Source organism: Phyllobacterium lublinensis, assembly GCF_020164435.1.
In the GTDB taxonomy this organism is placed as follows: domain Bacteria; phylum Pseudomonadota; class Alphaproteobacteria; order Rhizobiales; family Rhizobiaceae; genus Phyllobacterium; species Phyllobacterium lublinensis.
On record NZ_JAIUDQ010000045.1, the window covers coordinates 1 to 202 of the forward strand.

The 202-nt window shown below is 53.0% G+C and carries 1 pseudogene; it reads right to left on the minus strand.

The window, feature by feature from the left end:
- Positions 1-202, minus strand: a pseudogene (locus K9U38_RS21935) (hypothetical protein); the annotation flags it as partial.

Consider the following 202-nt stretch of genomic DNA (forward strand, 5'->3'; position numbering starts at 1 on the left):
AGGCCGGCGATCCAGAAAAGATGATTGTGGGTAAAAAGGGAAATCAGGGCGAGGACCGCCACGATTTCCATCTGCAGCTTCTTTCCGTGCGCCATCTGTTCCGGCAAGGCATGCAGCCGGAAATAGAAGGTCCCGATTAAAAGGATCGCTACCAAAAGGAAGATAAGAACCGCGTTGAAGAGCCAATCCGATTGCCCGGGAG